This window comes from Lutibacter sp. A64 (assembly GCF_022429565.1).
In the GTDB taxonomy this organism is placed as follows: domain Bacteria; phylum Bacteroidota; class Bacteroidia; order Flavobacteriales; family Flavobacteriaceae; genus Lutibacter.
Map to the genome: position 1 here is coordinate 1,509,573 of NZ_CP092487.1, position 26,513 is coordinate 1,536,085.

Sequence of the window (26,513 nt, forward strand, 5' to 3'; positions counted from 1 at the left end):
GCAATAATGGTATACCAACTATTAGCTTTAATCAATTTTAATTTGCAACCATATTTAAGGTATTAGAATACTATGAAACAGATAACAAATATTTTACTAGCCTTAATTTTAATTCCCAGTTTTACAGTTGCTCAATTAGAAAATAACGAGATTTTAGAAAACTTAAAATCTATAAGTTCTAAAAATGATTTTATTCAGCAATCGCTTTCTTCAACTTCTATAGATTCAACAATCTATAGTTTAATTACAGCGCAAGTTAATATTGGTACTTTAAATGAAAAAATTGAAATTCCTTTTAACCATCAAAAGTTAGAGTACTTAGGTTTTATGCATCCAAATGAAACAAATCTTTTTAAGGCTAATCCTATTAGTGCTCAAAATAATAACACACCAGAATTAGACAAGAAACTCTATATTTTTAAATACGAAGATTTTTATGTTTCATTAGAATCAAAGAATAACGCTAATATTCTAAATTTATATTATACTTTAAGAGCTATAAATATTATAAAAATTCGTTATCCCGAACTTTATAAAAACTTGTTTATAAACTCTATGGAGTTTAAAACTAAAAAACCTAAATACGGAAATTGGGTAAATTCAAACAAAGCTTTTTGGATTGCTTTTAATACTAACCCAAAATACATTGCCAGTAACAATACCATATTTCTTAAAGATGGTTTCTTTTCTAATAGTCAGGTTGAAAAATATCGTAATATTGCTCTAGTTAATATAGATTCAGAAAATATTTTAGGAAAATCTGAAACAATTGGAAGTCGCCCTCTTTATAATAAAAAAAAGAATTCTGACAATCATTTAAGCTATTTAAGAGATGGTTTAATTGAATCTATAGCACACGAAATGATACATAATTATATTGATTTAGCTTATACATACAATAAATCTATAAATGAAATTAAACAAAATAGAGGTAAATTAAATTTTGTATTGGCTGAAGAGATTGCGGTTCTTAACACTTCTCTACCCTATTTTATAAAAAAAGGTGGTTTAAACAAACAGGTAATTAGCTACTATTACAAAAACATATTTGATTATAATATTGGTATACTCAAAAAAGCAAACCTATTAAACAGTTATGGAGCTATCTTTACAAAAGAATTTGCAGATAACAATTGGAAAACCATTTTTAAATTAAATATTTTGGATTGAAAAACCAACGTTAATTAAGTAATAATTACAGCAAACATATAACAAATGGAAAAACAAAAATTTTACGAAAAAAAAGAATATTATATACCAATTGCAATTGCTATAGGAATATTATTTTTAGGAGCAATAAAGCTGTTTTTTGAATAATATTTATAACTGTTACAAATAGTTAAATGTATTTTCTACACATAAACTAGCTAATCTAAAACATTATAAAGGCTAAGGTTTAGAAATCTACACCTCCACTTTATTATACAAAAACCGTTTTATACTTTGTTTTGGTGTTTTCTCAAACGCTTCTGAGTGGCAAATCATTTTAGTAATACGCATATAAGCTGGTAAATTTTTGTTAGCTTGTACTCTATATTTTTCTAAAATAGCTTCCAATTCTAATTCATCTATACTGGTAAGCTTCATATATTCATAATCAGGATACACAAGTGCAACAAGCTTTCCTTTTCTCTCCACCACTAACGAATCACCAATATAAGCCCGTTTATTTAAAGTTGATTCAATTTCTTCAGGAAAAATATTCTGTCCAGATGCACCCAAAATCATATTTTTGCTCCTTCCCTTAATGTAAATAAAATTATCTTTATCCATAAGCCCTAAATCACCCGTATGCAACCAACCATCTTTATCTATAGCTTCTGCTGTTGCTTCTGGATTTTTATAATAACCCAACATTAAATGATCACCTTTTACCAATATTTCACCAACTTCATTAATTGGATCTTCAGAATCTATTTTAACTTGCATAGCATCTACTGGCTTACCGCAACTTCCAATTCGCATTTCTTTCCAAGAAGCATAGGATATTAATGGACCACATTCAGTCATTCCATAACCAATAGTAAAAGGAAATCCTATTTTCTTAAATAGTTTTTCAATATCTTCATTAAATGCTGCACCACCAATAACAACTTCTTCAAAATTCCCTCCAAAACCATCGTTAAGTCCAGCAAGAACTTTCTTATAAATTAATTTGTTAAGCAGCGGTATTTTTAAAAGTGTACTTACAATTGGTTTTTCTATTTGAGGTTTAATTTTCTTTTTAAATATTTTTTCTATAACAAGAGGAACAGATAAAATAAGCCTTGGTTTTATTTCTTTAAAGGCCTTTGTAATAATAGCTGGCGATGGTGTTCTTGTTAAAAATGTAATTTGACATCCTATTGAAAAAGGAAATAAAAATTCAAAAGCCATACCATAAGCGTGAGCCAAAGGCAAAAACGATACAATTGCATCTCCACTTTTTAAAGGCATATTATCTTCTGCAAATTTAATATTTGAAGCCAAACTTTTATGATTAAGCATTACTCCTTTTGAAAAACCGGTGGTTCCAGAAGTGTAATTAATAGCTGCTAATTCATCATTACTAATGTTTTCAAACTTTAAATCTTCAGGCTTCAATCCATTTGGAAATAAATTATTATAATCTGTTTCAAATGAATCATAAGCAGTTTTAATTTTATCAATACGGTAATCCGAAAGGAAATTATCATTTAATATTAAAATTCCCTCTAGTGCTTTCATCTCCTCAAAATTGTATTTTGGATACAAGTGACTAGAAACAAAAAATAATTTAGCATCGGAATGTGTTACAATATGATGCACATCATTTGGTGTAAAATCGGGAAGTATTGGTACAACTACTGCTCCATAACTAACTATTGCTAAAAATGAAACAGCCCATTCAGCTGAATTTTTACCAATAAGTGCAACCTTATCTCCTTTCTTAATTCCAGATTTTTCGAAGAACAAATGAGTTTTCTTTATTCTTTCTCCCAATTGACCATATGTAAATCCAACACCTTTATAATCAGCAAGTGCTAGCAGGTCCCAATTCTCAACGATACTTTCATTGAAATACTCAACAAGTGTTTTTTTAATCATTGTGCAAAAATAATAATTCTTATCTAAAAACAAGTGCTATTTATTACAAGTAGCTTATCCTTTAAAACATAAACTTACTTGTTCTCATCTATTCATTAATTTGGTAGCAGAATATTCTATCTGTAATTAATTAAATTACATCGGTAAGCACACAACTACAATAAATAAATTAGTAAAAACACTAAAAATAAACAGTGTATTTTTTTTAATTTTATTTATTACGTTTAGTTCGTCCTATACACAAACATCAGAATCTTTTTACACCTACTTTATAAGCAATAGTCTTACCCGACACCTAACACCTCCTCATTTACATACAATGTTTAAAGAGTAGAATGTGGACTTACAATTTAGAAGCCAATATGGTTTAGATGATGTAGCAGATTTTCAATTAATAGAAACAATTCAAAAAGAGGTTTGGAATATTATAAAATTTGTAAACAAAAAGAAAACTTTTACGCATCTAAATCATTTTCAAATAAATTAAAATTTCTGAAATAACTAAAAAAAATTGAAAATTGATATCAGAAATATTAGAATCCTAAATAATAAAGGCTTCAATAATTTTAACAATAAGACTAATTTTAAAATTAAAATGTAAGATTGATTACACTATTGAATATTGTACTTTAGTATCTTTGTATCAACAACTTCAAAAGAAGCTGTTGATTTTTTTTAAAATGCTATCTAAACAAGAAAATAAACATCTTATTGGTACAATTAATATACCGCTAAGCACAATTAAAATCGAACAAATTCTAACAAAAGCAAAAGCAGATGTTAAAGAGCTTATAGAGTTGTGTTCCAAATATTTAAAGATTTTTATAGATCTAGAACAGCAATCAAACATTACATTATTCTATCACTTACACAAAATAGAGAACTACGATTTATTGGCAAAACCTTTTATGAATACAAAAAAACATGAGATATTTGCCAGCAAATTACCTAAAAGACAAGATGCAATAAAGCTTTCTACAGCTAAACTTTTAGAAATTATAAAAATTAGTATCTATATAAAAACGACTGTTCTGGTAAATAGAAGTCCGCAAATAGATTTAAAACCATTATTTTTAAAGTTTAACTCTAGAAAAACCCTAAAAACTAGATGGTTAAATGATAAAGGATATATTCCTAATTAATAAATTTCGTTCAAATGAACGTTTTTAAACTAAACACTTATGACAAATAATATACTTATTGAAGATCAATACAAAAGAACGAGTTTATTCGAAAAAGAAAATGTAAATTATCTAGTCCGTGTTTTAAAGAGGTTTAATACCGTACCTAAACTCAACAATATAAATATTATTACTTCTACTAAAGATCCTAAAATATTTAAAATTGTACCTAACAAATCTATTGTAATTGGTGCATTATTTTTAAAGAATCCTACATTAGCGTTGGTATATTTAAGATATGGTATAGAATGGCAACTTTGGTACAAAGCTTTAAATAGTGAAAAAGAAGATACTATTTTATGCGATTTAGCAGCGCTTAAAGTTACCCAAATTTTTTATAAATTATTACCTAAAGATGATAAAGAGAAATTAGAAAATGTAAATTATTTTTTAATTGATTTAATTAAAAAAAATGAAGCTTTAGATACCAAATCATTATTAAAATATGAAGCCTTACAAGCTTTTCATGGCTTAAAAAACACCAACAAGGTTTTTAAAGAATCTTGGAAACCTATTATTGAAAATTTAGCAAAACCTACCGAGTATTTATTAATGGATGGTGGAGATTTTAGATTGAATATTGACGAGATTAATTTGTTAAATAAATACGGTTGCAGACCTTTTCCAAGACCTGAAGCATTTACTTTTGCTTCATCAACAGCAACAAGTGTTTCTAACTTTGCCTTTGATAAAACAGATAAAATAAGAAGTATTTTAATTAGAAATAGCATAAAAAATGGTTTTAAAAATGCTACAATAGATTTTTCTGAATTACTAAAAAACAATCTTAAAAAAATATTTAAATTAAATGATGAGTGTCAAATAATTTTTTCACCATCAGGTACCGATTCTGCACTTCAAATTGCTGCTTTAACTCAAATTATTACAGATAAAGACATTACGCATGTCTTAGTAGCTTCAGATGAAACTGGAAGTGGAGTTCCTGCAGCGTTAAAAGGTTGTCATTTTGAAAACAATACCGCCTTAAATTATCCAGTTAAAAAAGGTGATACTATCGACGGTTTTAGAGCTATTGATTTAATAAAAATCCCTTTTAAAGATGAAAATGGTACATTAAAATCTGCAGATCAATTAGACGAAGAAATTTTTAATGCAGTTTCTGAAACCAACAAACAAGGCAGACAAGTTGTATTGCACACAATGGATCAGTCTAAATTAGGTTATCAATCACCTAGCAAAGAATTAATAGAACGTTTAAATGCGCTTCAAAATTTATCTATGCAAGTTATTGTAGATGCAGCGCAACTTAGATTAGATCCTACAGATATTAAAAATTATTTAAATAAAGGATATATTATAACCATAACCGGAAGTAAATACTTTACAGGCCCTCCATATTCAGGTGCTTTAATTCTACCTGAAAATGTTAGCAAATTAATCAAGTCTGCAAAAAACACATTACCAAAGGGTTTAACTAAATATTACAATCATTCTAATTGGCCAACTTCATGGGATTGTGCTAAAGATTTGTCAGACGGTTATAACTATGGTTCTTATATGCGTTGGAATGCTGCCATTGTAGAAATGGATAGATATTTTAAAACACCAATTCTGTACAGAAATATGGGAATTGAAATGTTTTGTAATTTTGTTGAAGAATCTATTAAAGAAGCTACTTTTTTAGAGCCAACTTATAAGTTAGAAACAAAATCAAATAGTTACGATAGTAAAGAGTTTGGGTTAAAAAATATTCGTACAATTTTCCCTTTCTTTATTCTTAAAAACAATGAGGTTTTATCTATTAAAAACGTAAAAAAAGTCTATACCTTATTAAATTCTGATTTATCAAATCACTTTAAAGGTTCTTCTTTAGAAATTATTAGACTTGCTGCTCAAAAATGTCATATCGGTCAAGCAGTAAATGTAAAACATGGTAGTGATATTGAAAGTGCTATTTTAAGAATTAGCTTGGGTGCCAGAGTTATTTCTGAAAGTTGGGTTAATAGAGATATCAGCTTATATTTTAGAAATATTGAAGCACAAATGAGTCAGATTACTATCATAATTAAAAAAATAGAATTAATTCTTAACAACCCACAATTATTGGATTAAATTCACTAACTAATTCTATTGCTACAGCAATAAGAATTTAAATTAGAACTTTTCGTATAAAGAATCGTAACATAATATGTTTCTTAATAATTAATTATCGTAGTTTTATAAACGTAAATTATGACAAAAAAACAGAACTTTGGTTATACAAATCCAGTATTCGAAACCTTAGAAACTAACTAAAAATAATGAGGAACCTATTATTAATAATGCTATTTCCTTTTTATTGTTATTCTCAAAACGCTGAAATTAAACCTTATGTTCAATCTTTAAAAAACATAGAAAAAACTACCGCTAAAGATTACATTATACAACAATTTAAAGAACACGATATTGTAATTTTATGTGAAAGAGACCACAGTGATATTTCGCAATACGAATTGATAAAAGAAATTTTATCTGACAATTATTTTAAAAAGCATGTAAAAAATGTTTTTACTGAAATTGGAGTAATAAATCTTCAGCCAGAAATAACTAAATTTCTAAAAACACGTAGATTAGACAGTCTTTATGTAGATAAAAAGTTAAATGAATTTCAACAAAACGCTTCCTTCTACCCTGTTTGGGAAAGATTTCCATATTATTATTTTTTAAGAACTATTTACAATATTAATAATACCTCTAAAAATCAAATTTCACTGTATCCTTCCGATTCTGAATTTGATTGGAATCAGATAAAAACAGTTGAAGACTACACTCGAGAATATGAGATTGAAATTGAACCAAGAGATAGTATTATAGCATATAATATAATTAACCAATACGAAAAAATAAAAGCTAAAAATAACAAAAAAGCACTCATTATTTTAAATATTAGACACGCTTATAAAATACATACAATTACACCTGACAATACAATTGTTAAAAATGCAGGGAAATACCTGTCTGATTATTTTGGAGAAAAGGCTGTAAGTATTTTATCTAACCGCCCTATTTTTTATAAAAGCGAAAAAGGGTGGAATTATAAGCTAATTAAAGATGGAAAATGGGATGCAGCTTTTAAGTTTATGAATATTGATAATATTGGTTTTGATTTTAATAATTCGTATTTTGGAAACGATAGTTTCGATTTACAAGAAGTTAAAAACAAATTGAAATATAAAAATGTTTTTGACGGATTTGTTTTTTATAAAACTATAGAAGAGCACAATTTAGTAGACTATTTTAACGGTCTTATCTCAAAAGATTTTGAAAAAGAATTCTTTAGAAGACTTACAATTCAATTAGAGTATTTTGAAAATACTACACTACTAGAAAAACTTAAAGACCAAAATTTTAGAGAAAAAGTATTAAATGAATGGACAACTAAAAGAATTAGAAAATATCAAAATTTTGAGTATTTAATAGGAAGTAGAGATAAATACCTAGACAAATAAAATACTAGACACACAATTATGAATAAAAAAAACAAAACACTAATAATAAGAATTATACTTTTAGTTGGTACAATTGTTTCTATGTTCTTTGTGCCCTGGCTTTTAGTAAAGGCTTGGATACTTCCATTGCCTAATACAGTTCAAGAACAGTTAGACGAAGCCATTGGTCATGGCTTTGATGGAATGATTGTTTATGTAGACCAAAAAAGCAAACCTTCTCAATATTATACTGCTGGCTGGCACAATAGAGAGTTAAAGATTCCTGCAAAACCAAATGCACTATTTAAAATTGCAAGCATTAGCAAATTATATGATGCTGTTGCAGTAACAAAATTGGTAGGTGAAAAACGCCTTTCTCTAGATAAAACTATTGCAGATTACCTACCAGAACTTGTTGGAAAAATTGAAAATGCTGAAAAAATCACCTTAAGATTAATGCTACAACACAGAAGTGGCATTCCTAATTTTACAGACACTCCAAATTTTTGGGCAACCCCAACAGAAACTTATGAAGAAAGTTTAGCTTTAATTTTAAACAAGCCATCAAATTTTAAACCAGGACAAGATTACGAATATTGCAACACCAATTATCTTTTAATTAACAAAATAATGGATAACGAACTAGGTTATGAAAACTTTCGATTTATTCAAGAAAAAATTTTAACCCCTCTAAATCTTAACAACACCTTTAGTTCTTTAGATAAAGTGAATATAGATAATGTAATGAGTGGCTACCACCAAAACCACCCTTTTGATTTAAAGGAAGATGAACACGGTATGCTAGCTACAGCAGAAGATGTAGGTACTTTTTTAAGAGCATTAAATACTGGCAGTTTATTTGAGCCAGGAGAACAAGAAATATATTCTTCTATTTATAAGTATGAACATGCAGGTTGGGTTCCTGGCTACCAAAGTTTTGCAAAATACCATAAAGATATTGATGCTGTTATTATTGAATTTTATAGCACAACAGATTCTAAATTGTACTTGTGGAATGTATCGGAAATTATAAACAATCGGATTGTAAAAATCCTAAAAAAAGATACTAAATAATTGGCTCAACGTTTATTAAATAAAGCTCTAAAAAATGCAACATAAAAACCATCTTTCAATTTTACTGATTATTTTTACTGTTTTTATTACTTATAGTCAGCAAAAAAAAGAATTAAACAGTCAAAAAAAATCTATAGATGAAGCCTTAGAATTTATTCAAATAAAAACAGATACTCTCTTTAACAGCAATCAAACAATAAGTCTTTTAGTATTGCAAAAAAAAGCAGCTAACAAATACAACTTAGCTTTTGGCTATAACCATACAAAATTAGTACAAACAAGCACAATTGCCAAAAACAACAACGCTATTGCAGCTATAAATGGAGGTTTTTTTAATATGAAAAATGGTGGAAGTGTTACTTATTTTGAAGTAAATGATACTGTTATTAACAAAACAAGCAATCCAAAAAATAAATTAATGAATGGAGCTATTATTATTGAAAACAATTTTGACATTAAAATACAACCTGCCAATTCAGATCTTTTTTATGAAGCTTCAAAACAAGAATCTGCAGTATTAATTACTGGACCGTTACTTTTATCAAATTCAGAAACCTTAAAGTTACCAAACATGAAATTTGTAAATAACAGACATCCAAGAACTTGCTTGTGTAAAACCGAAGAATCTGTAATCTTAATCACTATTGATGGACGTCAAAAAGAAGCACACGGAATGAACTTAATGGAAACTCAAGATTTTCTAAAATCTTTAAATTGTATAAATGCTATTAACCTAGATGGTGGTGGGTCAACAACTATGTGGATTCAAGATAAAGGGATTGTTAATTTTCCTAGTGATATAACAGGTGAAAGACCAGTAGCTAATGCTTTATTAATACTAGAAAAAGTAAAATAATGTAAAACCAAATATTAAAATTGGTAATTTCAGTATCTAAAATTGTAAAAAAATCCTAATCAATTAAATTTCCTTTCAATTTTAATTCTGCCTGTTTGTAACCAATATTTTTAACATACTTACTTGTACTAACATCATCATAAACTATATATCCTAAATTTTCATTAAAATAGAGATTAAATAACGCTGTAGTAGAATACAATCCTGTTACAGAAGCATTAGACGTAAACACATTAATTTCTCCCTCTTCATTTGGATAAATCATATCAGATTCTTTGGTTAAAGTAGTACTAAAAATATTACTTCCTGCTGTTTCTGGCATTACAACATCTTTAAATTCAGTAGTTCTTAATGTAAGTCGTATAGGATAATTTCCAACGTTTTTCCATGTATCAATTTCTAAACCATTATAATTTGTATTTATTGGTAAATCTGGTATGCTAATTTCAGAATTACTAAATAAAATTGGCTGTTCTGTATCTACAATTATTCTATAAATTTTAGAATCTGAACCATCTGAATTTGTAACTTTAAAATCAACTGTGTTTGGATAGCTAAAATCTATAAAAGCACCAACATTTGTTGTATATGTATTAAAAATTCCATTATTGATTCTATATTCAATATTTGCACCTTCAAATGTTATAGTTGGATTTATTTTTGAATACTCCACAACCGATGGAAACAAACAAATAACCAACGAATCTACCGCTTGAATGTTTGCTGCAATTACAGAAAACGAATGCTTTTTTGATAACATATCAAAACTAGTAATTGCTATTTTTTCTACTGTAACTTCTTCTATAAGTTCATCATCTTTTGCATCAGAAGTACAAGCAGCGAAAAAAATTAGTGTAATTATTAAACCAAGAAACAGATACTTTTTTAAGGGGTTCATTTATAAAAATATATTTAATTTAAAAATGTAATAATAATTCTATATTGTGAATGCACAAATTTATTTTGATAAGATTTAAGCTGAAACTATATACCATTTATAACTGAACTTTTAACTAAATAACGGGTAGAATTCAAACACGTATTTCAATAAATATTTATTCATTATTTAAACCCATAACAAATTATAAAACCTTTTACGCTTCAATATTAAAAAAAATCAGTTCGAGTAATTTTTCAAAAAAAATGAAAAAAAATTATATCGAGAACTATTAATCACAATTAAATTAAGCAAAAAAAATGCTTAAAACTCACTCGAAATAATGTGGTTTTTTCTTCAAAATACTCAACGTGTTAATTAACTTTTATACACTTTAAGATTAAGCTTAAAACACTTTAGTTAAACAGTTTCTAAATCTGTATTTTTAATAAAAGCTTGCAATAAAATAGCAATTCCTATTACCAATGCACACCCAAACAAATTAAGCCATAAATACGGCATCCAATCGAGCCACCAACCAATAATAACAATTGCTTGAGTAATAATAGCAGCTACAAAAACTGCATTTCCTTTAACAAACTTTATAAAAAATGCTAATAAAAATATACCTAAAACATTGCCATAAAAAATTGAGCCTATAATATTTACCAATTGAATTAAATTATCGAATAAACTAGCGAAACAGGCAACTAATATTGCCATAATTCCCCAAGCTAATGTAAACCACTTAGATGCGTTTACAAAGTAACGCTCAGATTTTTCACCTTTTACATTGCGCTTAAATAAATCCATTGCAGTTGTACTTGCCAATGCATTTAATTCTGAAGCTGTACTAGACATTGCTGCAGATAAAATAACAGCTAACAACAAACCTATTAAACCTCGTGGCAAATTATTTAAAATAAAATGAATAAAAACATAATCTTTATCGTTGGTTTCTGCATTACTATCTGCTTTTTTAATCAACTCTTTTGCTTCAGTTCTATTTTCAATTTCTAAAGTATTTAACTTTTGAATTTCAGCAAGTAAAGCTTCATTATTTAAATCTTCCCCGTAATTTAAATTTGCTTCAGATTTTAAAACTTCTATTTCTTTGTGCTTATTTTCTAATGCTAAATATTCTTCTGCATGTTCAGAATTTTTAACAATTTCTGTAGCTGCCGGATTAAAATTTAAAGGCGAAGCATTAAACTGATAAAACACAAAAACCATAACACCAACCAACAATATAAAAAACTGCATTGGCACTTTTAACAAACCGTTAAAAATAAGTCCTAATTGCATTTCTTTCATAGATTTACCAGACAAATAACGTTGTACTTGACTTTGATCTGTACCAAAATAAGACAATGCTAAAAATGTTCCTCCAATAATTCCACTCCAAAAAGTATAACGATTATCTAAGTTAAAAGAGAAATCTAGCACTTCCATTTTACCACTTGCACCAGCGATTTTTAAAGCTTTAGAGAATGAAATATCAGCAGGTAAATAACTTACTATTAAATAAAAAGCGATAAACATTCCTCCAAAAATTACAGCCATTTGTTGCTTTTGAGTAACACTTACTGCCTTTGTTCCACCAGTTACAGTATAAATTATAACCAATATACCAATTATAATATTTAACGTGGTTAAATCCCAGCCTAACACCGCTGATAAAATAATTGCTGGTGCAAAAATAGTAATCCCTGCCGCCAAACCTCTCTGAACTAAAAATAGAATTGCTGCTAAACTTCTAGTTTTTAAATCGAATCTTTTTTCTAAAAATTCATAGGCAGTAAAAACTTTTAAACGATGGTAAATAGGAATAAATACCAAACAAATAACCACCATTGCAATTGGCAATCCGAAGTAGAATTGCACAAAGCCCATTCCGCTATGAAAAGCTTGCCCAGGAGTTGATAAAAATGTTATTGCACTAGCTTGTGTTGCCATAACAGACAAACCGATTGTCCACCATTTAGCTTCACTTCCACCCTTAATATAATCTGTTACATTTTTACTCCCTTTAGTTTTATAAGCACCGTAAGAAACAATAAATAACAAGGTTCCAATAAGTATAATCCAGTCTAATTGTTCCATAGTTTACGAAAAGAATTTCATTATTATATAAAATAATACAATGTAAACTGCATTAGCAACCAACACAGCAGTATATTCTTTTTTCCAAATATATTTAGGTTGTTCCATGGTTAGTTTTTTAACGGTTTTTCGACGTTATTTTTCCCAATTGAAAGCATATTTGCAAACAATTTATAAGCTCCAGAAACACCTGCTGGCAATTCTCTAAAAAAGCTCAAACCCGTGTAAATAAAATTACCTTCTCCGTATTTTGCCACTAGTAAACTTCCATTTTTTGGAGTTTCATTTTTATCGTTCATACTTAAAATTGCTTCATAGTTTGAATCCCATTCATTTGGAAAATACAAACCTCTTTCTTGTACCCAACCATTAAAATCTTCTTTTGAAATTTTATTGGGATAATTTAACAATTCGTGATTTGCTTTTAAAATACGTACTTCAGAGTTTTCATCTGTAACTCTATCTCTTGAAAGACTTAATGGATATGGAGCAACCTTAGCTACTTTTAATCCTCTATTGGTATTGTATTGCACAATTAAAGTCCCACCATTTTTTACATAATTATGTAAATTATCTTGATAAAACTTAGCTCTATCACTTGTATTGTAAGTTCTAATTCCTAAAACAACAGCATCAAAATTTTGTAATTTTTCTGGTGTTACTTCATCTTCATTCAATTCTACAACTGTATAACCAATTTGACGCAAACTTGTTGGAATAACATCTCCAGCTCCTTGAATATAACCAATAACCTGACCTTTCTTCTCAATATTTAAACGCACTACTTTTGCTTCTGATGGCATTACTACGGATTGAAATGGAATGTGATTATAATCAACTTCAACCAATTCATCTGTATACGTTTTTCCGTCAATTTTAATAATTGATGCAATAAAACCTTCGGATTGATTTTTAGGCGGACTCACATTAAACTGGAAGCTTTGCTCTGCTCCTTTTTGTGTTAAATTAAAATCGAAATTTGTTGGTGAAACATTCCAGCCTTCAGGAATATTTAAGCTTAAATTTCCTTTTAAATTAGCTTTTAGAGCTTTAACTTTTATTGCTATTTTTTGTGAAGCACCATCTGCAAAAATATGTACCTTTTCAGTAAATGCTGCTGAAACTTCTGGCAATACTTCAAACGGTTGGTAAACTTCACCTTTAACCGGATCGTTGTATTTATAAACAACGTCTTTAGTAAAAGGTATAGTAATTCCATTAAAATCTAACAAAAACTCAGCTTTAATTTCTCTTGGAGTTTCCGGCAAACTTATCAACTCTTTATTTGACACTTCATACATTCCCATTGTTCCTTTTGTGTGAAGCCAATACGGAAACGTGTTATTCACTTCTGAAGAAACCTCTACATCAACAGAAAATTTATGTGAAGTATTATTTGTTAATGCAACAGCTGTATTTTCAACAATATTTAAAGGTTGAATAGTTACTGATTTTAAATTAATATTAGAATTACTTCTATTTATCGCTTCAATAGTAATGGTGTTTTTAGATGTTTTAGTTGTTATTGAATTATCTGCAACAGCTTCTAAATACAAACCAGAACAAGCAGCAATAATATTTTTTATCTCATCGGTTTTTAATTCTTTCCAATAAGCATCTTCTAAATTCTGAATTAATTTATAAGCCGCAACTAATTGAGGAATACTTGCAGCAGGATTTTTAAAGTCGTAATTTTTTTCAACATCAGTTAAAATTTTAGCAATTTGTTTACCTCCTTTTAGGCGATTCCAAGTTGTATCAATTCCATCAAAAACATTTTTGTTTTTAGGAAAATCACCTTTTATAAACTCTAAATATTCGGTTAAATCACCACGAGAACCGGTATTTCCAAAACCTTGAGATTGATGTTGACTTCTACTTAATGACGCAATTTCGCTATTAGACAAGCCTTTTTGTTGATAATATGTACCAATTTCTACATCTATTAAATTAGTTTTATCTGCTTTTTCAAAATTTTCTTGACTTCCATAAAACCACCAAGAAGTATTATAAAACATCCTTTTTGTTTGCCAAACTTCATCATTTTTTAAATGTGTTTTATAATTTTTATCAGCAGCTAAATCAAAGGCATTTACACTTAACATTGCTGAAGCTGTATGATGTCCGTGAGTTGTTCCAGGTGTTGTATGATTAAATCTATTTACAATTACATCAGGCTTAAATTTTCTAATAACTGCAACAACGTCTTTTAAAACCTCTTCTTCATTCCAAATTTCTAAGGTTTCATCTGGATGTTTAGAATAACCAAAATCGTTTGCTCTTGTAAAAAACTGTTCTCCACCATCAATTTTTCTAGCAGCTAATAATTCTTGGGTTCTAATTACACCTAACAATTCTCTAATTTCAGGACCAATTAAATTTTGGCCGCCATCTCCTCTTGTTAAACTTAAATAAGCCGTTCTTGCTTTTACATCATTTGCAAAATAAGATATTAACCGTGTATTTTCATCATCTGGGTGTGCTGCAACATATAAAACTGTACCTAAAAAATTTAACTTTTGAATAGATTCGTAAATATCTCCAGATGTTGGTTTTTTGGGTGCTTGAGAAAATACTAATGTTGAAGATAAAATAGATAATAAAAAGAAAATTGTAATTTTATTCATAAAAAATTTCATTAATTTAGTAGTGGAAACAAATATAAAATTTAAATAATAGCATCAGGTTTAATAGTCACTATATTAACATAATTATAACTTTTTTAAAAACTGTTTTTATAACTCACTATTAATCTTAGTTTTAAAACTTTTTTCAACTTTTTAACTGTTAATAAATAATATTTTTATAACAATATATTTAGAATATATTTGTAACTTATTCATTAAAATAATCTTAAATGAAATTTATAGTATCAAGTAGCCAATTATTAAAACAACTTTCAGTTTTAGGTGGTGTAATTAATAGTAGTAATACTTTACCTATTTTAGATAACTTCTTATTCGAATTGAATAAAAATGAGTTAACAATTTCTGCTTCGGATTTAGAAACAACAATGAGTACAACTATTGATGTTGAATCAGATTCTGAAGGATCAGTAGCTGTTTCTGCACGTTTATTGTTGGATACTTTAAAAACATTTCCAAATCAGCCATTAACATTTAAAACAGAAGAAAATAATTCCATAGAAATTAGTTCTAGTCACGGTAAATATGATATGGCTTATTTTGATGGAAACGAGTTTCCTAAGGCTGTTTCAATACAATCTCCTAGTAGCACAGTAATTCCAGGAAACATATTAGCAACAGCAATTTCTAAAACAATTTTTGCTGCTGGTAATGATGATTTAAGACCTGTAATGAGTGGTGTATTTTTTCAATTTAGTGCAGAAAGCTTAACTTTTGTTGCAACAGACGCACATAAATTAGTTAAATATTCTAGAACAGATGTTACTGCAAATGACACTGCCGAATTTATAATGCCAAAAAAACCTTTAAATTTATTAAAAGGAATTTTAGGAACGGTAGACAATGATGTAACTATTGAATACAACGATTCTAACGCAAAATTTACATTCGACAATGTAGTTTTAGTGTGTAGATTAATTGATGGAAAATATCCAAATTACGATGCCGTAATTCCAAAAGAAAATCCAAACAAACTTACTGTAGATAGAGGTACTTTTTTAAATTCAGTAAAACGTGTTTCTATTTTCTCTAGTAAAACTACGCACCAAATTAGACTTAAAATGGCAGGAACAGAATTAAATATTTCTGCTGAAGATATAGATTACTCTAACAAAGCCGAAGAACGTTTAGTTTGTGAATACCAAGGAGACGATATGCAAATTGGTTTTAACTCTCGTTTTTTAACTGAAATGTTAAGCAATTTAAGCTCTAACGACATTTTAATTGAAATGAGTTTACCAAACAGAGCCGGTATTTTAACGCCTATTGATGGTGTTGAAGAAGGTGAATTTATTACTATGTTAGTAATGCCTGTAATGTTAAATAGTTAGAACTATTTTTAATTATAAAATTATAGCCATAACTTTTAAGTTGTGGCTTTTTTATGTAATAAATTCATAATTTTGGTAAAACTATTTTTACGTTTTAAATTAAAATATAGCCACAAAACAATTTAATATAAATGAATTGGATTTTATTAATTATAGCAGGTCTTTTTGAAGTTGCATTTGCTGCTTGCCTTGGAAAAGCCAAAGAATCAACAGGTATTATAACCACATATTGGTATATTGGGTTTTTAATCTGCTTATCTATAAGCATGCTTTTACTTGTTAAAGTAACCCAACAACTACCTATTGGAACTGCTTATGCCGTATGGACAGGAGTTGGTGCTGTTGGAACAGTATTAGTCGGAATTTTTCTATTTAAAGAACCTGCTACTTTTTGGAGATTGTTTTTTATTACAACTTTAATAATTTCAATAGTTGGACTAAAAGTTGTTTCTCATTAATTGATTGTTTAAACATACCTTATTTAAAAAAATATAAAACATGTCTCTTCTAGTAGTTTTTTAAAATGAAATGGATAAAAACTATATCAAGAACTTTTAGCTACATCTTTAAAAATCTATTTTTTTTATTTCAATATAAATAAGAACAAGTAATTCATTAAATTAGTGATTTAATTATCAATATTAATTTCTACAATGATAAAACTTTCACTACTAAACAGAAGAGATTTTATGACTAAAACTGCCCTGGCTAGTGGAACTTTGTTAGTCCCTCTAAATTTAACTTCGAGTAATTTATTTTCACCGAAAGAAATATCAAACAACAACCTTGAACTACATGTTTTTTCTAAATGTTTACAGTTTTTAGACTATAAAGATTTATGCAAAGCCGTTAAAGAGATTGGTTTTGATGGCATTGACCTTACCGTAAGACCAAATGGACATGTGCTTCCAGAAAATGTTCTAGAAGACCTTCCAAAGGCAACCGAACAAATGAAATTATATGGCTTAATACCTAAAATGATAACTACAAAAGTAATTTCACCAAAAGATGCTACTCAAATTTTGGTATTGGAAACTGCTAAAGAACAAGGTTATCAATTTTATCGGTCAGACTGGTTAAGGTATGATCGTAATTTTCCTGTCACAGAAAATTTAGACAAGGCAAAAACCAAACTGAATAATTTAGCTGAACTCAACCATAAAACTGGAATTAGCGGAGCTTATCAAAATCATTCTGGGCATTTTATCGGATCTTCAATTTGGGGATTACAACAAGTATTAGCTGGTATTTTACCAACAAATTTGGGTGTTCAATACGACATTGCACATGCATCTATTGAAGGTGGTAAAAATTGGGAAATCGGATTCGATTTAATTAAACCACATATAAATACTTTAGCAATTAAAGATTACAAATGGAAAAATATAAATGGAAAATGGAGACCTGCATTCTGTCCATTAGGTGAAGGAATGATAGACTTTCATTACTATTTTTCATTACTAAAAAAACACCAAATTAATGTACCTATTTCCTTACACGCAGAATATGATTTAGGAGGTGCAGAAAAAGGTAAAGTTCCAACTATTAATAAACTAGAAGTATTAAAAAGACTAAAAAAAGATGTTACTTTTATTAGAAAAATTTGGAATGAAGTAAATACTCAATAAAAAATGGCTAAACCCTATAAAAAATGGCGAAATTAATTATTATTAGAAATAATGAATGGAATAATATGGCAAGAAATTATGGCATTTATCTAGATGGTAAAAAAATAGGAACAATTGCCAATGGAGAAACTAAAGAATTTGATGTTACAGCTGGAACTCATAAAATTAATGGAAAAATAGATTGGTGTAAAAGCCCAACAAAAAATATAAATTTTCTTGAAAATAAATCTATGGAAATTGAAATAGCCGGATTTAAATATGGAAATATTATTATGCCCGTTGCCTTAGGAGTTATGTCGTTATTTTTTTTAATAAAATACGTATTTAAAATTGAAGCTAATTCCTTTATACTTTTAGCAGGAATCGGGTTTCTATTTCCTCTTTATTATATAACTATTGGTAGAAATAAGTATTTAACAATTCACGAAAAAGATAATAATCCTTTTAGTACATAATTATGAAAACTCAAACAAATTCAATCATTAAATCTGGCTTATTAGCAGGGTTTATATATGCGCTACTTATGGCTGGATATGATTATTCCAATGAGCAAGATTTTAGACTATTAAAATTTATAATCAATCTAGTGTTTTTTGGTCTTTTTATGGGAATATTAGCTTTTTATAGTAATAAGAAAAAAAATAAATAAAACTTAATGTAGCGTTCTGTATTAATATTTCGTATTGAAAATATATAATTGAACTAATTAAATATCAATATGAAACGTTTCCTAAAACCTGCTTTAAAATTTAACTTATTATTTTTAATAAGCTTTGCATTTATTTCTTGTGAAATTTCAGACAGCACATTAGATAGTAGTAGCGAAAATTATTATGTAGATTATGGTGAAGGATATATTCCTACCGGAGATCAATACAATGAGTATACTGAAAATCCGTTTATAAACACCGCAGATAATACAACTTCAACATTTTCAACCGATGCCGACGGCGCTGCTTATGCAAATATGCGTAGGTATTTACAACAAGATTTAGCATTACCGCCAAATGGTGCAATTAGAACTGAAGAATTAATAAATTATTTTCAATTAGATTACCCTTCAAACAATACTTCACATCCAATTACTTTAAACGGAGAAGTAAGTGAATGCCCTTGGAATACTTCTAATAAATTGGTTAGAATTGGTCTTAAAGGAAAACCAATTACTTCAGAAAACAAACCCGCTTCTAATTTTGTTTTTTTAATAGACGTTTCAGGTTCTATGGCAAGTGAAGATAAATTAGATTTATTAAAAAATGGCTTCAACTATTTTGTTGATGGCTTAACAGCTAACGATAACGTTGCTATTGTTACTTATGCCGGTTCGGCTGGTGTAGTTTTAGAAGCTACCGCTGGAAACGAAAAACAAAAAATTAAAGACGCAATAAATAAATTAGGTGCTGGTGGAAGTACTGCCGGTGCAGAAGGCATTATTACAGCTTATGAAATTGCACAACAACAATTTATAGAAAACGGGAATAATAGAATAGTTATTGGTACAGATGGCGATTTTAATGTGGGCGCTTCCAGTCAAGAAGAGCTTGTTACACTAATTGAAGAAAAAAGAGAATTAGGTATCTACATTACTGTTTTAGGTGTTGGAAGTGGTAACTTAAACGATGCTGCTTTAGAACAAATTGCTAATAACGGAAACGGAACTTACGAATATATTGATACTATTGAACAACTAAAAAAAGTCTTTATTTACGATTATAGCAAGTTTTATACTGTTGCAAAAGACGTTAAAATTCAGGTTGAATTTAACCCAAACAATGTTGAAGCATACCGTTTAATCGGTTATGAAAACAGGATTTTAAATGATGAAGATTTTGAAGATGATAAAAAAGATGCTGGTGAAATTGGAGCAAACCAAAATGTTACTGCCTTGTATGAAATTGTTCCAAAAAATAATGAGAACACACAAGCTACTCCAACATTTACAATAGATTTTAGGTATAAAAACCCAGATGCTGATGTTAGTATTCCAATAGAATTAGAAATATTTGACCAAGGAAAAACATTTAATCAAGCAAGCGATTTTATGAAATTCACATCGAGTGTGGTATCATTTTCTATGTTACTTTCAGATTCAGAATACAAAGGAACTAGTAATTATGATACTATTTTAGAATGGTTGAATGCTACAAACTTAAACGATGAATACGGTTTTAAAGCTGAATTTAAAGAATTGATTGAAATAGCAAAAGGATTAAATTAAATGTGTCATTCCTACTTATTCTATGATTAAAAATATTATAATGAAAAAAATCTACAAAAAAATAAACATCATAATTCTTCTAGCAATAACCTTTATTTCTTGTGAAAAGGAAGACAATATTTTTGAAATAAAAGGAGAAAACAACTATAGCTATAATCAAAGTTTAAACACTTGGCACCAACTAAAAAGCAGTCATGAAAATTCATATACTTATGAAACTTCCACTGGTTCTTGGGCCGGATATGGAAGTGCCACTACATTAGAAATAGAAAATGGTATTATCATTTCACGAACATACCAAAGATACCAAATAGACACATCAAATGGTGATAAAATTAATATTGATTCTTATACCGAAACTACAGAAGACTTAGGTTCTCACGATTACGGAGCAAGCCTACTTACCATTGATGAAATCTATGATATTTGTGCTGAAGAATATTTAACAGTCGATAAAAAAAGTAACACTATTTATTTCGAAACTACTGAAAATGGCATTCTTGAACTTTGTGGTTATGTTCCAAATAATTGTATGGATGATTGCTTTACCGGTGTAAGAATTAGTGCTTTTAATTGGAAAGATTAGGTATAAAAAACCGTTTCATTTAAATATTTCAAACTTTTTAGTTAGAATATCAAACTTTAAAATCTGCCAATGGCAGATTTTTTTGTATCATTGTTACAAAATAAATCAATGAACTTTTTAGCACATTTATACCTTTCCAAAAACAATAAAAACATTTTAATTGGAAACTTTATTTCAGATGCTATTAAAGGCAAAGATTATAAAAAATACCCTCACGAAATTAAAGTTGGTATTTTATTACATCGAGAAATAGACACTTTTACAGATACGCATCCAATAGTTAAAAAGAGTATGCGCCGATTAAACAAACGTTACAGACATTATAATGGCGTAATCATCGATATTTTATACGACCATTATTTGGCAAAAAACTGGTCTAATTATTCTGAAATTCCATTAGAACTTTACGCCGAAAACGTCTATTCCTTTTTAAATGAAAATATAGCTACTTTTCCAGAAGAACTTCAGCATTTATTACCAAACATGATTCAATACAACTGGTTAGTAAATTATGCTTCAATAGAAGGAATTGACCGTGTTTTAAAAGGAATGAACAAACGTACAAAAGGTATTTCTAAAATGGATTTAGCCACTGAAGATTTAAAATTACATTACTTAGAATTTGAAGCTGATTTTACTGCATATTTTAAAGAACTAATGGATTTTACAACTGAAAAAACAACTTATCTTTTAACAAAATGAGAACATTAATTTCAATCTTACTTTTAAGTATTTTACTCATTCAATGTAAACCAAAACCAGTAAACGCTCCTTCAAAAATTACAGGCTTAATTGCAGACAGTGCAATGGTTGTTTCTGCACGTGAAGAAGCTTCAAAAATTGGAGTTGCAATACTAAAAAAAGGCGGAAATGCCTTTGATGCCATGGTTGCTACCGAACTTGCTCTATCGGTTTCTTTTCCTATTGCAGGAAATATCGGCGGCGGCGGATTTATGGTATACAGATTAAATAATGGAGAAACAGGCGCTTTAGACTATCGTGAAAAAGCCCCTTTATTGGCTTCAAAAGATATGTATTTAACTAAAAATGGCGATTTTATTAAAAATAAAAGCACTTTAGGTGCAATGGCGGTTGGTATTCCTGGAACCATTGCAGGTATTTTTGAGGCTCATAAAAAATTTGGTTCACTTCCTATAGAAATATTGATTCAACCCGCTATTGATTTGGCTAAAAATGGAATTATTGTTACAGAATATCAAGCAAACAATTTAAATAACAGTCGTACTAGATTCAAAAAAGCCAATAATTATACTATTTATTTAGATACAATCTGGAAAGCTGGAGACACTTTAAAATTTACTGAATTAGCCAATACTTTAGAGCGTATTAAAATAAATGGTAAAGATGAATTTTACCAAGGAAAAACTGCCGAACATATTGTTAATTACATTCATGAATTAGGTGGAATTATTTCAATGGAAGATTTAGAAAAATACGAAGCTAAATGGCGTACTCCAATAACTTTTAATTATAAAGATTTACAAATTACTTCTATGACACTTCCTTCTAGTGGCGGAATTTGCTTAGCACAAATATTAAAAGCTATTGAACCTTATAATTTAGATGAATTTGAACATAATTCTACAAAATACATTCAATTATTAACCGAAGCAGAACGACGTGCTTATGCAGATAGAGCACACTATTTGGGTGATCCAGACTTTGTTTCTGTTGCTATTGATAGTTTATTAAATACCAACTATATTAACCATAGAATGGAAAGTTTTTCTTGGGAAAAAGCTACAGAATCTTCTGAAATCTCTCACGGAAAATTAAATGGATATGAAAGTGAAGAAACCACCCACTACTCTATTGTTGATAAATTTGGAAATGCTGTTGCAGTAACCACAACTTTAAATACAGCTTATGGATCAAAAGTATATGTGAAAAATGGCGGTTTCTTTTTAAATAATGAAATGGACGATTTTAGTGCAAAACCAGGCACACCAAACACTTATGGTTTAGTTGGTTCTGAAGCAAATTCTATTGAGCCTGAAAAACGTATGTTAAGTTCTATGACACCTACTATTGTTTCGCAAAACGGAAAACTAAAAATGGTAGTTGGCAGCCCTGGAGGCTCTACAATAATAACTTCAGTATTACAAAATATTTTAAATGTTACCGAATTTAATATGGGAATGCAAGAATCTGTTAATGCCTCTAGGTTTCATCACCAATGGTTGCCAGACAATATTAGAATGGAGCCAAAAGGTTTTGATAGTATTACAAAAACTAATTTACAAAATTTAGGTTACAAATTATTAGAACGAGAATCTTTGATAATTGGTAAAGTAGATGCTATATTAGTGCTAGCAAATGGAAAATTAGAAGGAGGCGAAGATCCAAGAGGAGATGATAAAGCTGCTGGATTTTAAATTTTAAAATACATTAAATGAATTCAAATACAATTACAAAAGGAATATTAAAAGCAATTGCCATACTAATTGGCATTACTTTATTACTTTATTTTTTATATAGAGTACAATCTATTTTAGTTTATATTGCAATTTCTTCAGTTATAGCACTAATCGCAAGTCCAATAATATTGTTTTTAAAACAAAAGTTAAAATTTCCAAATACCTTAGCTGTAATTTTTACAATGTTATTTTTTATTGGAATTTTTTTGGGTTTAATTTCAATGTTTATCCCTTTAATTATTGAACAAGGTCAAAATTTATCTCTATTAAATATAGATCAACTTCAAACAAATATTCAAGATTTAATAATTCAAATAAACGATTATTTTTTAGCAAAAGGTGTAAATGTTTTAGATGAATTAAAACACGCAGATTTATTTAAAAATATTACAGCAATACCAAATTTATTGAATTCTGTAATTGGTACGGTTGGAAATTTAAGCATCGGCTTATTTTCAGTACTTTTTATTACTTTTTTCTTAATGAAAGACACCCAAATTATGGAAAGCTCAATCTATGTTTTGGTAAGTGATAAAAGCGAAAATAAATTAAAAAAATCTTTAGCAACCATAAATCATTTATTATCTAGATACTTTATTGGCTTGGTTTTTCAAATTAGTATACTGTTTGTAATTTACACCATAACTTTACTTATTTTTGGTATAGAAAATGCCATAGTTATAGCATTTTTATGTGCATTGCTAAATTTAATTCCATACATAGGACCTCTAGTTGGTGGTGTGTTAATGCTGTTTTTATCTATGAGCAGTAATTTAGGTGAAGATTTTCAAACTGTAATTTTACCAACTACCATTTATGTAATGATTGGCTATGTAATTGCTCAATTAATAGATAATTTTTTAAGTCAGCCTCTTATATTTTCTAACAGTGTAAAATCGCATCCTTTAGAAATATTTTTAATAATTATGATTGCAGGAATTTTATTTGGTGTTACAGGAATGATTGTTGCCATACCAACATACACTGCAATTAAAGTTATTTTAAAAGCATTTTTAGCCGATAATAAAATTGTGAAATCCTTAACTAAGGATTTGTAATTAAATTATTTTGATGAACTAATTTAGCTACTTCAATTAAATGCATAAAATAATAAATTATGACAACTTACATCACACTTTTAAGAGGTATAAATGTTTCTGGTAAGAATAACATTAAAATGAATGAATTAAAAACTGTATTTACTGATTTAGGCTATCAAGATGTTGTCACTTACAAACAAAGTGGAAACATCATTTTTAATTCAAACATTAAAGAGTCTATAATTATTGAAGACACAATAGTTTCAGCAATTTTAAAACATTTTGGCTATACAATAAAAGTTATACTATTAACTAAAAAAGAACTGTTAGCTATCTTTAATTCTAATCCGTTCCTTATTAAGAATCCAGATTTAGATATTTCAAAATTACATGTTACACTCTTACATAAAAATTTTAATTTAGGAACAATTGAAGAACACTTACAAATAGATATAAATGCAATAGATGATGAGTTTGAACAAATTGAAAATACAATTTATTTATATTGTCCAAATGGATATGGAAAAACCAAATTAAGCAACAATATGTTCGAAAAAAAATTAAATACCGATGCCACTACAAGAAATTGGAACACAATAACCAAACTGGTTGAACTAAGCAATTAACAATTTGAATAAAGTCATTTTAAATACTGAAGTACAAGAATTTATTACAAAAAATATAAATTCAGATTTAACAAAATTAGTTTTAAAAGGAAGCCCTTTTGAAGGCGTTTCAATCCAAGAAATTGCAAGCCAAATTGAAGCAAAAAAACGCTGTCAGAAAAAAATACCGAATTGGTTTTCAACCTCTAATATTTACTATCCTAATAAGTTAAATATTGAACAAACATCATCTGAAGTTACTGCAAATTATAAATCCAATTTAGTTGAAGGCGACAGTTTAATTGACATTACAGGTGGTTTTGGTATAGATTGTTATTATTTCTCTAGAAATATTAATACCATCACACATTGTGAATTAAATGCTAAATTATCAGCAATTACAGCACACAATTACACACAATTAAATGTAAAAAACATACGTACACATATAGGAGATGGCATTGCTTTTTTAGAAAACACAACTAACAAATTCGGTTGGATATACGCAGATCCTTCTAGAAGAAATGAAGCTAAAGGTAAAGTGTTTTTATTAAACGATTGCTTACCAAATATTCCAGAAAATCTAGATCTTTTATTTAAAAAAACTTCAAATATTCTCCTTAAAATATCGCCTATTCTAGATATTACAAGCGCTATAAACGAATTAAAATTTGTAAAAGAAATACATATAATTGCTGTTGAAAATGAAGTTAAAGAATTATTATTTATTCTAAAGAAAAACTACACAAAAGCAGTTTTTATCAAAACAATTAATTTTAATAAAAATAAAGAACAATTATTTAATTTTAACTTAGATGAAGATTTTTTTGCTACGTATTCTAAACCTAAAAAATATATTTTTGAACCAAATGCTGCTATATTAAAATCAGGTGCATTTAACCAAGTTTCTGCACAATTAAAAATAGATAAGCTACATCAACATTCACATCTATATACTTCAGATAAATTAATAGATTTCCCAGGACGAAGTTTTGAAATTATGCACTGTATTTCTTATGACAAAAAACAGTTAAAAAAATTAATTCCTTCTAAAAAAGCTAATATCACCATCCGTAACTTTCCAGAATCAGTGGCTCAAATTAGAAAAAAAACAGGTTTAAAAGATGGAGGAAATCAATACTTATTTTTTACAACAGACTTAAATAACAATAAAATAATTTTAATTTGCCGTAAAGTTTAAATGAATAACTTCTTTTTAAAATTTAAAAAAAACTAACTTATAAGCTCTCTAAGTAAATAAATAGCAAACATTTACTTAAAATAAAGAAAACAATACATCTAAAACAATAAAACACTTATTTTTTAGAATACTTTGAACATCTTAATAATATAGCTAACTTTGTATTTTTAAAATAGTATTTAGGTTACATATTTTTTACGGAGAGGATATGTTGACAACTATTTTATTTAAAAAAT

The 26,513-nt window shown here is 28.1% G+C and carries 23 protein-coding genes; 19 read left to right on the forward strand and 4 right to left on the reverse strand.

Annotated elements, in window-relative coordinates:
- Positions 1-72 precede the first annotated feature (72 nt).
- Complete coding sequence (locus tag MKD41_RS06380) at positions 73-1,170, forward strand: hypothetical protein (protein ID WP_240244608.1); 1,098 nt, start codon at positions 73-75, stop codon at positions 1,168-1,170.
- 234 nt (positions 1,171-1,404) lie between these two features.
- Here the strand turns inward: MKD41_RS06380 and MKD41_RS06385 are convergent, their stop codons facing one another.
- Positions 1,405-3,066 carry an AMP-binding protein gene (locus tag MKD41_RS06385; RefSeq protein ID WP_240244609.1) on the reverse strand — a complete coding sequence of 554 codons (1,662 nt, stop codon included), beginning with the start codon at positions 3,064-3,066 and terminating at the stop codon, positions 1,405-1,407.
- Between the two features lie 337 nt (positions 3,067-3,403).
- Between MKD41_RS06385 and MKD41_RS06390 the strand changes: the two genes are divergently transcribed.
- The 6 genes from MKD41_RS06390 to MKD41_RS06415 all read left to right on the forward strand — a co-directional run bounded on the left by MKD41_RS06390 (position 3,404) and on the right by MKD41_RS06415 (position 9,605).
- Positions 3,404-3,553, forward strand: a complete 150-nt coding sequence (locus tag MKD41_RS06390) for a hypothetical protein (RefSeq protein WP_240244610.1) — start codon at positions 3,404-3,406, stop codon at positions 3,551-3,553.
- A 193-nt stretch (positions 3,554-3,746) separates the two neighbouring features.
- Positions 3,747-4,208, forward strand: a complete 462-nt coding sequence (locus MKD41_RS06395) for a TrmO family methyltransferase domain-containing protein (protein ID WP_240244611.1) — start codon at positions 3,747-3,749, stop codon at positions 4,206-4,208.
- A 39-nt stretch (positions 4,209-4,247) separates the two neighbouring features.
- A complete protein-coding gene (locus tag MKD41_RS06400; RefSeq protein ID WP_240244612.1) occupies positions 4,248-6,320 on the forward strand; it encodes a hypothetical protein in 2,073 nt (690 codons plus the stop codon).
- A 188-nt stretch (positions 6,321-6,508) separates the two neighbouring features.
- Positions 6,509-7,696, forward strand: a complete 1,188-nt coding sequence (locus tag MKD41_RS06405; protein WP_240244613.1) for a hypothetical protein — start codon at positions 6,509-6,511, stop codon at positions 7,694-7,696.
- Between the two features lie 18 nt (positions 7,697-7,714).
- Positions 7,715-8,749, forward strand: a complete 1,035-nt coding sequence (locus tag MKD41_RS06410; protein ID WP_240244614.1) for a serine hydrolase domain-containing protein — start codon at positions 7,715-7,717, stop codon at positions 8,747-8,749.
- Between the two features lie 34 nt (positions 8,750-8,783).
- Positions 8,784-9,605, forward strand: coding sequence for a phosphodiester glycosidase family protein (locus MKD41_RS06415; RefSeq protein WP_240244615.1), 822 nt, complete (start codon positions 8,784-8,786; stop codon positions 9,603-9,605).
- A gap of 55 nt (positions 9,606-9,660) precedes the next feature.
- On the opposite strand, the gene MKD41_RS06420 is transcribed toward MKD41_RS06415, so the two are convergent.
- The 3 genes from MKD41_RS06420 to MKD41_RS06430 form a co-directional block, all read right to left on the reverse strand.
- The gene (locus tag MKD41_RS06420; protein ID WP_240244616.1) at positions 9,661-10,503 is read right to left on the reverse strand and encodes a hypothetical protein; all 843 of its coding nucleotides are present in this window, start codon (positions 10,501-10,503) and stop codon (positions 9,661-9,663) included.
- 399 nt (positions 10,504-10,902) lie between these two features.
- Entirely contained in the window at positions 10,903-12,585 is a 1,683-nt protein-coding gene (locus tag MKD41_RS06425; protein WP_240244617.1) for a sodium:solute symporter, read from the reverse strand.
- Between the two features lie 110 nt (positions 12,586-12,695).
- Positions 12,696-15,212: a PIG-L family deacetylase gene (locus MKD41_RS06430; RefSeq protein ID WP_240244618.1), complete on the reverse strand. Its 2,517-nt coding sequence runs from the start codon at positions 15,210-15,212 to the stop codon at positions 12,696-12,698.
- A 230-nt stretch (positions 15,213-15,442) separates the two neighbouring features.
- Between MKD41_RS06430 and dnaN the strand changes: the two genes are divergently transcribed.
- From dnaN to MKD41_RS06490, 12 genes are all read left to right on the forward strand, one after another.
- Positions 15,443-16,561 carry a DNA polymerase III subunit beta gene (dnaN, locus tag MKD41_RS06435; RefSeq protein ID WP_240244619.1) on the forward strand — a complete coding sequence of 373 codons (1,119 nt, stop codon included), beginning with the start codon at positions 15,443-15,445 and terminating at the stop codon, positions 16,559-16,561.
- Between the two features lie 131 nt (positions 16,562-16,692).
- Positions 16,693-17,019, forward strand: coding sequence for a DMT family transporter (locus tag MKD41_RS06440; protein WP_240244620.1), 327 nt, complete (start codon positions 16,693-16,695; stop codon positions 17,017-17,019).
- Between the two features lie 195 nt (positions 17,020-17,214).
- A complete protein-coding gene (locus tag MKD41_RS06445) occupies positions 17,215-18,189 on the forward strand; it encodes a sugar phosphate isomerase/epimerase family protein (protein WP_240244621.1) in 975 nt (324 codons plus the stop codon).
- A gap of 23 nt (positions 18,190-18,212) precedes the next feature.
- Positions 18,213-18,644, forward strand: a complete 432-nt coding sequence (locus MKD41_RS06450) for a hypothetical protein (RefSeq protein ID WP_240244622.1) — start codon at positions 18,213-18,215, stop codon at positions 18,642-18,644.
- Between the two features lie 2 nt (positions 18,645-18,646).
- Positions 18,647-18,838 (forward strand): hypothetical protein, encoded by a 192-nt coding sequence (locus tag MKD41_RS06455; protein WP_240244623.1) that lies wholly within the window; start codon positions 18,647-18,649, stop codon positions 18,836-18,838.
- A gap of 69 nt (positions 18,839-18,907) precedes the next feature.
- Complete coding sequence (locus tag MKD41_RS06460) at positions 18,908-20,407, forward strand: vWA domain-containing protein (RefSeq protein ID WP_240244624.1); 1,500 nt, start codon at positions 18,908-18,910, stop codon at positions 20,405-20,407.
- A 40-nt stretch (positions 20,408-20,447) separates the two neighbouring features.
- Positions 20,448-20,993 (forward strand): hypothetical protein, encoded by a 546-nt coding sequence (locus MKD41_RS06465; protein WP_240244625.1) that lies wholly within the window; start codon positions 20,448-20,450, stop codon positions 20,991-20,993.
- 69 nt (positions 20,994-21,062) lie between these two features.
- On the forward strand, positions 21,063-21,695 hold the full coding sequence (locus MKD41_RS06470; RefSeq protein ID WP_371824288.1) for an acyl carrier protein phosphodiesterase: 633 nt from the start codon (positions 21,063-21,065) through the stop codon (positions 21,693-21,695).
- Positions 21,692-23,389, forward strand: coding sequence for a gamma-glutamyltransferase (gene ggt, locus MKD41_RS06475; RefSeq protein ID WP_240244626.1), 1,698 nt, complete (start codon positions 21,692-21,694; stop codon positions 23,387-23,389). The genes MKD41_RS06470 and ggt overlap by 4 nt, the downstream gene beginning before the upstream one ends.
- Before the next feature lie 17 nt (positions 23,390-23,406).
- Positions 23,407-24,489 carry an AI-2E family transporter gene (locus MKD41_RS06480; protein WP_240244627.1) on the forward strand — a complete coding sequence of 361 codons (1,083 nt, stop codon included), beginning with the start codon at positions 23,407-23,409 and terminating at the stop codon, positions 24,487-24,489.
- Positions 24,490-24,548: 59 nt separating this feature from the next.
- Positions 24,549-25,097, forward strand: a complete 549-nt coding sequence (locus MKD41_RS06485; RefSeq protein WP_240244628.1) for a DUF1697 domain-containing protein — start codon at positions 24,549-24,551, stop codon at positions 25,095-25,097.
- Between the two features lie 4 nt (positions 25,098-25,101).
- The gene (locus tag MKD41_RS06490; protein ID WP_240244629.1) at positions 25,102-26,277 is read left to right on the forward strand and encodes a THUMP-like domain-containing protein; all 1,176 of its coding nucleotides are present in this window, start codon (positions 25,102-25,104) and stop codon (positions 26,275-26,277) included.
- Positions 26,278-26,513: the final 236 nt, after the last annotated feature.